Origin of the sequence: Akkermansia sp. N21169, from assembly GCF_029854675.1 — a bacterium.
Classification (GTDB): domain Bacteria; phylum Verrucomicrobiota; class Verrucomicrobiia; order Verrucomicrobiales; family Akkermansiaceae; genus Akkermansia.
In genome coordinates this window covers 1-5,874 of sequence record NZ_JARWNC010000007.1, presented here as the reverse complement: position 1 = coordinate 5,874, position 5,874 = coordinate 1, and the positions used below count along the sequence as shown (strand labels likewise).

General features: G+C 54.2%; 1 protein-coding gene, 2 tRNA genes and 3 rRNA genes. All 6 read right to left on the bottom strand.

Annotated elements, in window-relative coordinates; all coding sequences use genetic code 11:
* Positions 1–57: 57 nt before the first annotated feature.
* A 5S ribosomal RNA gene (gene rrf, locus QET40_RS00105) occupies positions 58–173 on the bottom strand.
* Positions 174–438: 265 nt separating this feature from the next.
* A 23S ribosomal RNA gene (locus QET40_RS00100) occupies positions 439–3,277 on the bottom strand.
* A gap of 231 nt (positions 3,278–3,508) precedes the next feature.
* Positions 3,509–3,585, bottom strand: a tRNA-Ile gene (locus tag QET40_RS00095).
* Between the two features lie 84 nt (positions 3,586–3,669).
* Positions 3,670–3,745, bottom strand: a tRNA-Ala gene (locus tag QET40_RS00090).
* Between the two features lie 200 nt (positions 3,746–3,945).
* Positions 3,946–5,457: ribosomal RNA gene (locus QET40_RS00085) — 16S ribosomal RNA — on the bottom strand.
* The 16S, 23S and 5S rRNA genes sit together here with 2 tRNA genes alongside, the layout of an rRNA operon.
* Before the next feature lie 128 nt (positions 5,458–5,585).
* Positions 5,586–5,874 (bottom strand): hypothetical protein (locus QET40_RS00080; protein WP_280125132.1); only part of this gene is annotated, 289 nt, incomplete at its 5' end.

Below are 5,874 nucleotides of genomic sequence, written 5' to 3'. Positions count from 1 at the left end.
GAGTATAAACAGAGAAGCCCCGCCTTGCATGGTGACAAGGCGGGGCTTCATGATCAATCCCGGCGACGACCTACTCTCACAAGAGCTATACTCTCACTACCATCGGCGCGCCAGCGTTTCACTGCCGGGTTCGGAACGGGACCGGGTGGGACCACTGGGCTAAGATCACCGGGCTTCAGGGCGGAGGCTCCCGTTTTCTGGGGAGGGGTGTCCGTTCTGCCTGCCCGGGGGTCTCTCGGGGGGGGGATGATGGGGATTGATCTTCTTCTGTTTTGGACGCGAAGGCAAGGGAAAAAGGGGAGGAAGCCGGGCTCGAAGCCTGACATCCGCGTGGCGGGGTGTTTCTGCTGTTATGGGTCTTACTTTCCACTCTTTCATACCATGCAAGGCTTCTTCACAATACCTTCACATGAGGATTGCTCCCTTTCCTAAAAGGGAGGAATCAAGTCTTTCGGAGTTTAGTATCGCTCGGCTCAACACATTGCTGCGCTTCCACCTGCGACCTATCAACGTGGTCGTCTTCCACGTTCCTATGGGGAAAATTCATCTTGGGAGGGACTTGGCGCTTAGATGCTTTCAGCGCTTATTCCTTCCGCACTTAGCTACCCGGCCGTGCATTTGACAATACAACCGGTGCACCAGTGGTGCGTCAGACCCGGTCCTCTCGTACTAAGGTCTGAACCCCTCAATTTTCCAACGCCCACAGAGGATAGAGGACCGAACTGTCTCGCGACGTTCTGAACCCAGCTCGCGTGCCGCTTTAACCGGCGAACAGCCGGACCCTTGGGACCTTCTCCAGCCCCAGGATGCGACGAGCCGACATCGAGGTGCCAAACCACGCCGTCGATATGAACTCTTGGGCGTGATCAGCCTGTTATCCCTAAGGTACCTTTTATCCGTTGAGCGACGGCAATTCCACTTTCTACCGCCGGATCACTTGGGCCTGCTTTCGCATCTGATCGACTTGTCGGTCTCACAGTTAGGCTGGTTTATGCCCATGCACTCGTCACGCGGTTGCCAACCGCGCTGAACCAACCTTCGCGCTCCTCCGTTACTCTTTGGGAGGATACCGCCCCAGTAAAACTGACCGGCTGACACGGTCCCCTGGCCGGTTTCACGGCTCAGCGTTAGATTCTCCAGTCTCAAAGGGTGGTGTCTCATTGATGACTCTTCCGGCCCCTAAAGGCCGGCTTCAACGTCTCCCACTTACTCTGAGCATTGAGACCGAAGAAACAATGACAGCTTACAGTTAAGGTCTATAGGGTCTTTCCGTCCTTCTGCGGGTAGGCGGCATCTTCACCGCCACTACAATTTCACTGAGCGTCTGGTTGAGACAGTGCCCAACTCGTTTCACGATTCGTGCAGGTCGGAACTTACCCGACAAGGAATTTCGCTACCTTAGGACCGTTATAGTTACGGCCGACATTCACCGGGACTTGGGTTCAGAGCTTCGCCTTGCGGCTAACACCTTGCCTTAATCTTTCGGCATTGGTCACGTGTCACACCCTATACTTCGACTTGCGTCTTTGCAGAGTGCTGTGTTTTTGATAAACAGTCGGTTGGGCCATTTCTCTGCGGCCTGCATCTCTGCAGGCACCCCTTCTTCCGAAGTTACGGGGCTAATTTGCCGAGTTCCTTAACCAGAGTTCACTCTTGCGCCTTGGTATATTCTACCCACCCACCTGTGTCGGTTTGCGGTACGGGTTCCTTAGCATACGCTGGGGCTTTTCTTGGCACTCGCTTTGATGGTGCGGCCAGTCCGTAAACCGGCCTCGGAATTCAATAACCTGTCCATCTCTACTCATGCGTCCCCCCAGTTTAAGGGTCGGAAGCTCAGGATTATTAACCTGATGTCCATCGCCTACGCCTCTCGGCCTCGGCTTAGGTCCCGGCTAACCCAGGGACGAATCTCGTTGCCCTGGAAACCTCGGGTTTACGGCGGCCGGGGATTTCACCCGGCTTAACGTTACTCATGTCTGCATACTCACTTCCGTGCTCTCCAGGGTCAGTCGCCATCGCCCTTCAACGCACACGGAACGCTCTTCTACCACTCCTCCCTTGCGGGAGAAATCCAGAGCTTCGGTACAACGTTTCATCGCCAATCATTTTCGGCGCAGGATCACTCGATGAGTAAGCTATTACGCATTTTTTAAATGGTGGCTGCTTCTAAGCCAACATCCTCACTGTCTGTGTAATCCCACATCCTTTCCACTCAACGTTGTTTGGGCACCTTAGCTGCTGGTCTGGGTTGTTTCCCTCTCGACAATGAAGCTTATCCCCCACTGTCTCACTGCTACGCTCCATTGTGCGGTATTCGGAGTTTGATAAGGGTTGGTAGGCGGGTGTGCCCCCTAGCCTTGTCAGTGCTCTACCCCCGCACATCAGCACGTAACGCTGCACCTAAATGCATTTCGAAGAGAACCAGCTATCACGGGGTTTGATTAGCCTTTCACTCCTACCCTCAGCTCATCAGAGAACTTTTCAACGTTCACCTGTTCGGTCCTCCACGGCGTTTTACCGACGCTTCAACCTGGCCAAGGGTAGGTCACCTCCGCTTCGGGTCCAGTACCTGCGACTAAAAACCGCCCTGTTCGGACTTGCTTTCGCTTCGACTCCGGGCCGGAAGCCCTTAGTCTTGCCACAGACACTGACTCGCAGACTCATTAAACAAAAGGCACGCCATCGCAGCTTGCGCTGCTCTGACACTTTGTAGACATACGGTTTCAGGTTCTATTTCACTCCGCTCACAGCGGTTCTTTTCACCTTTCCCTCGCGGTACTTGTTCACTATCGGTCGCCGACTAGTATTTAGCCTTGCGCGGTGGTCCGCGCGGATTCATACACCGTTCCACGTGTGGTGTATTACTCAGGAGTCCACTAGATCTCACAAAAGATTTCGCTTACGAGGCTTTCACTCTCTCCGGCCAGTCTTTCCAAACTGTTCTGCTATCTTTCATGATCGATCATGGCGTGGTCCTACAACCCCGAAAGAAGTACTTTCGGTTTGGGCTCTTCCGCTTTCGCTCGCCACTACTTACGGAATCGATTTCTCTTTCTTTTCCTCCGCTTACTGAGATGTTTCACTTCAGCGGGTCTCGCGATCGTTGTCCTATGTATTCAGACAACGTCAACCGGGCTTTCCCCCGGTTAGGTTACCCCATTCGGATACCCCCGGATCGTAGCTCATTTGCAGCTCCCCGAGGCTTTTCGCAGCTTATCGCGTCCTTCTTCGCCTGTCGGCACCAAGGCATTCACCGTACGCCCTTGGTTTCTTGATTCCATTCCTTCAGAAAGGAAAGCAAGTCCCCATGTGATGATACTGTTAAATCTTGTATGCTTGCGTGTTATTCAATATGTGTTTTGTAGTTTCCCACTTCAGGGTTTTCTTGATCTCCTTTGAAAATGTCTCACGACTTTCTCCTAGGTACAAGAACCCTTTTGCCACGCGGATGTCAATCTTCGCTTCGCTTCTTTTCTTCTCCGGGCTTATGAGCCGGCTTGTCTTTATATGGTGGGCCTGACAGGACTTGAACCTGTGACCCCGCGCTTATCAAGCGCGTGCTCTAACCAACTGAGCTACAGGCCCATGGTTTTCTCTATAGGCCAAGTCTTCCTTACATGCCTTTTTCCTTAAACTTCCTACCTTTCAAGGGCTTTACGAGGTTTGGGGTGGTGGAGGCACGGGGACTCGAACCCCGGACATCCAGCTTGCAAAGCTGGCGCTCTACCAACTGAGCTATACCCCCAATTGGATCCGGTTACGGGTTGGTTTTTACAGGAAAGGTCGTCACGCACGTCGTACTTGCCTTGCGCTTGCGCTTCAAGGACTTCTTTTTCTTACACATCTTGTAATATCGTTGCCGGCCCTTGCGGTCCCGGCTTTCCCGTCCCCTAAAGAACGGGATCGACCTGGACAGGAACTCTCGCCCCTGTCTTTTCTCCATAGAAAGGAGGTGATCCAGCCGCAGGTTCCCCTACGGCTACCTTGTTACGACTTCATCCCAGTTACCAGTCTCACCTTAGGACCCTGCCTCCTTGCGGTTGGCTCTAGATACTTCGGGTGCGACCGGCTTCCATGATGTGACGGGCGGTGTGTACAAGACCCGGGAACGTATTCACGGCGCCGTAGCTGATGCGCCATTACTAGCGATTCCGGCTTCGTGTAGGCGGGTTGCAGCCTACAGTCCGAACTGGGCCCAGTTTTCAGGATTTCCTCCGCCTCACGGCTTCGGCCCCCTCTGTTCTGGGCATTGTAGTACGTGTGCAGCCCTGGGCATAAGGGCCATACTGACCTGACGTCGTCCCCACCTTCCTCCCAGTTGATCTGGGCAGTCTTGCCAGAGTCCCCACCATAACGTGCTGGTAACTGGCCACAGGGGTTGCGCTCGTTGCTGGACTTAACCAAACATCTCACGACACGAGCTGACGACGGCCATGCAGCACCTGTGTAACGCCTCCGAAGAGTCGCATGCTTTCACATGTTGTTCATTACATGTCAAGCCCAGGTAAGGTTCTTCGCGTTGCATCGAATTAAGCCACATACTCCACCGCTTGTGCGGGTCCCCGTCAATTTCTTTGAGTTTTAATCTTGCGACCGTACTCCCCAGGCGGCACGCTTAACGCGTTAGCTCCGGCACGAGGGGGGTCGAGTCCCCTCACACCAAGCGTGCACCGTTTACTGCCAGGACTACAGGGGTATCTAATCCCTTTCGCTACCCTGGCCTTCGTACCTCAGCGTCAGTTAATGTCCAGGAACCCGCCTTCGCCACGAGTGTTCCTCTCGATATCTACGCATTTCACTGCTACACCGAGAATTCCGGTTCCCCCTCCATTACTCCAGTCTCCCAGTATCATGTGCAGTCCAGGGGTTGAGCCCCTGCCTTTCACACCTGACTTAGAAAACAGCCTACGTACTCTTTACGCCCAGTGATTCCGAACAACGCTTGAGACCTCTGTATTACCGCGGCTGCTGGCACAGAGTTAGCCGTCTCTTCCTCTTGTGGTACTATCAACATTGCTGCTTGCTCCCACATGACAGGGGTTTACAATCCGAAGACCTTCTTCCCCCACGCGGCGTCGCACCATCAGGGTTGCCCCCATTGTGAATGATTCTCGACTGCTGCCACCCGTAGGTGTCTGGACCGTGTCTCAGTTCCAGTGTGGCCGGACATCCTCTCAGACCGGCTACCCGTCATCGCCTTGGTGAGCCGTTACCTCACCAACTAACTAATAGGACGCGAGCCCATCTTCAAGCGCATTGCTGCTTTGATCTTTCGACCTCATGCGGTATTAATCCCAGTTTCCCGGGGCTATCCCCCACTCGAAGGTAGGTTGCTCACGTGTTACTCACCCGTGCGCCACTGAAGAATATTAGCAAGCTAGCATTCTTCCGTTCGACTTGCATGTCTTATCCACGCCGCCAGCGTTCGTTCTGAGCCAGAATCAAACTCTCCATCAAATAATCTATCTATTTGAAATTGCTGGACCAACAGGATCCATTTCCTGGATTCTGTCAGCGCCATGCCCTTTCGCTACACCAAGGAATCTCAACCCTGGCTTCTTCGCTGAAAACAAGCACGGCGCGCGTCACGACCTTCCCTTCCCCATTTCCTCCTCCAAACGCTCCCTCTCAGACAGGTTGTCCTTGTGCTCGAAATCTCGCTCACCTCGCGGCTCGCTCAACCCCTCGCATCTCGGCGTTTCGGAAGTCATTCCCTTTGACAAGCTTCTCTCCGCTCCGGACAAGCGCCCCTTTTTCGGAACCTTTTCCTTCGCTCTCACCCGGCCGGCCAGCCCTCCGTCCCTCTCGCTTTCTTCAAGCTCCGGGTCGTTGCGGGTCTGCCCTTTCGGCGTGATCCCCTCGGTTGGGGTGCCG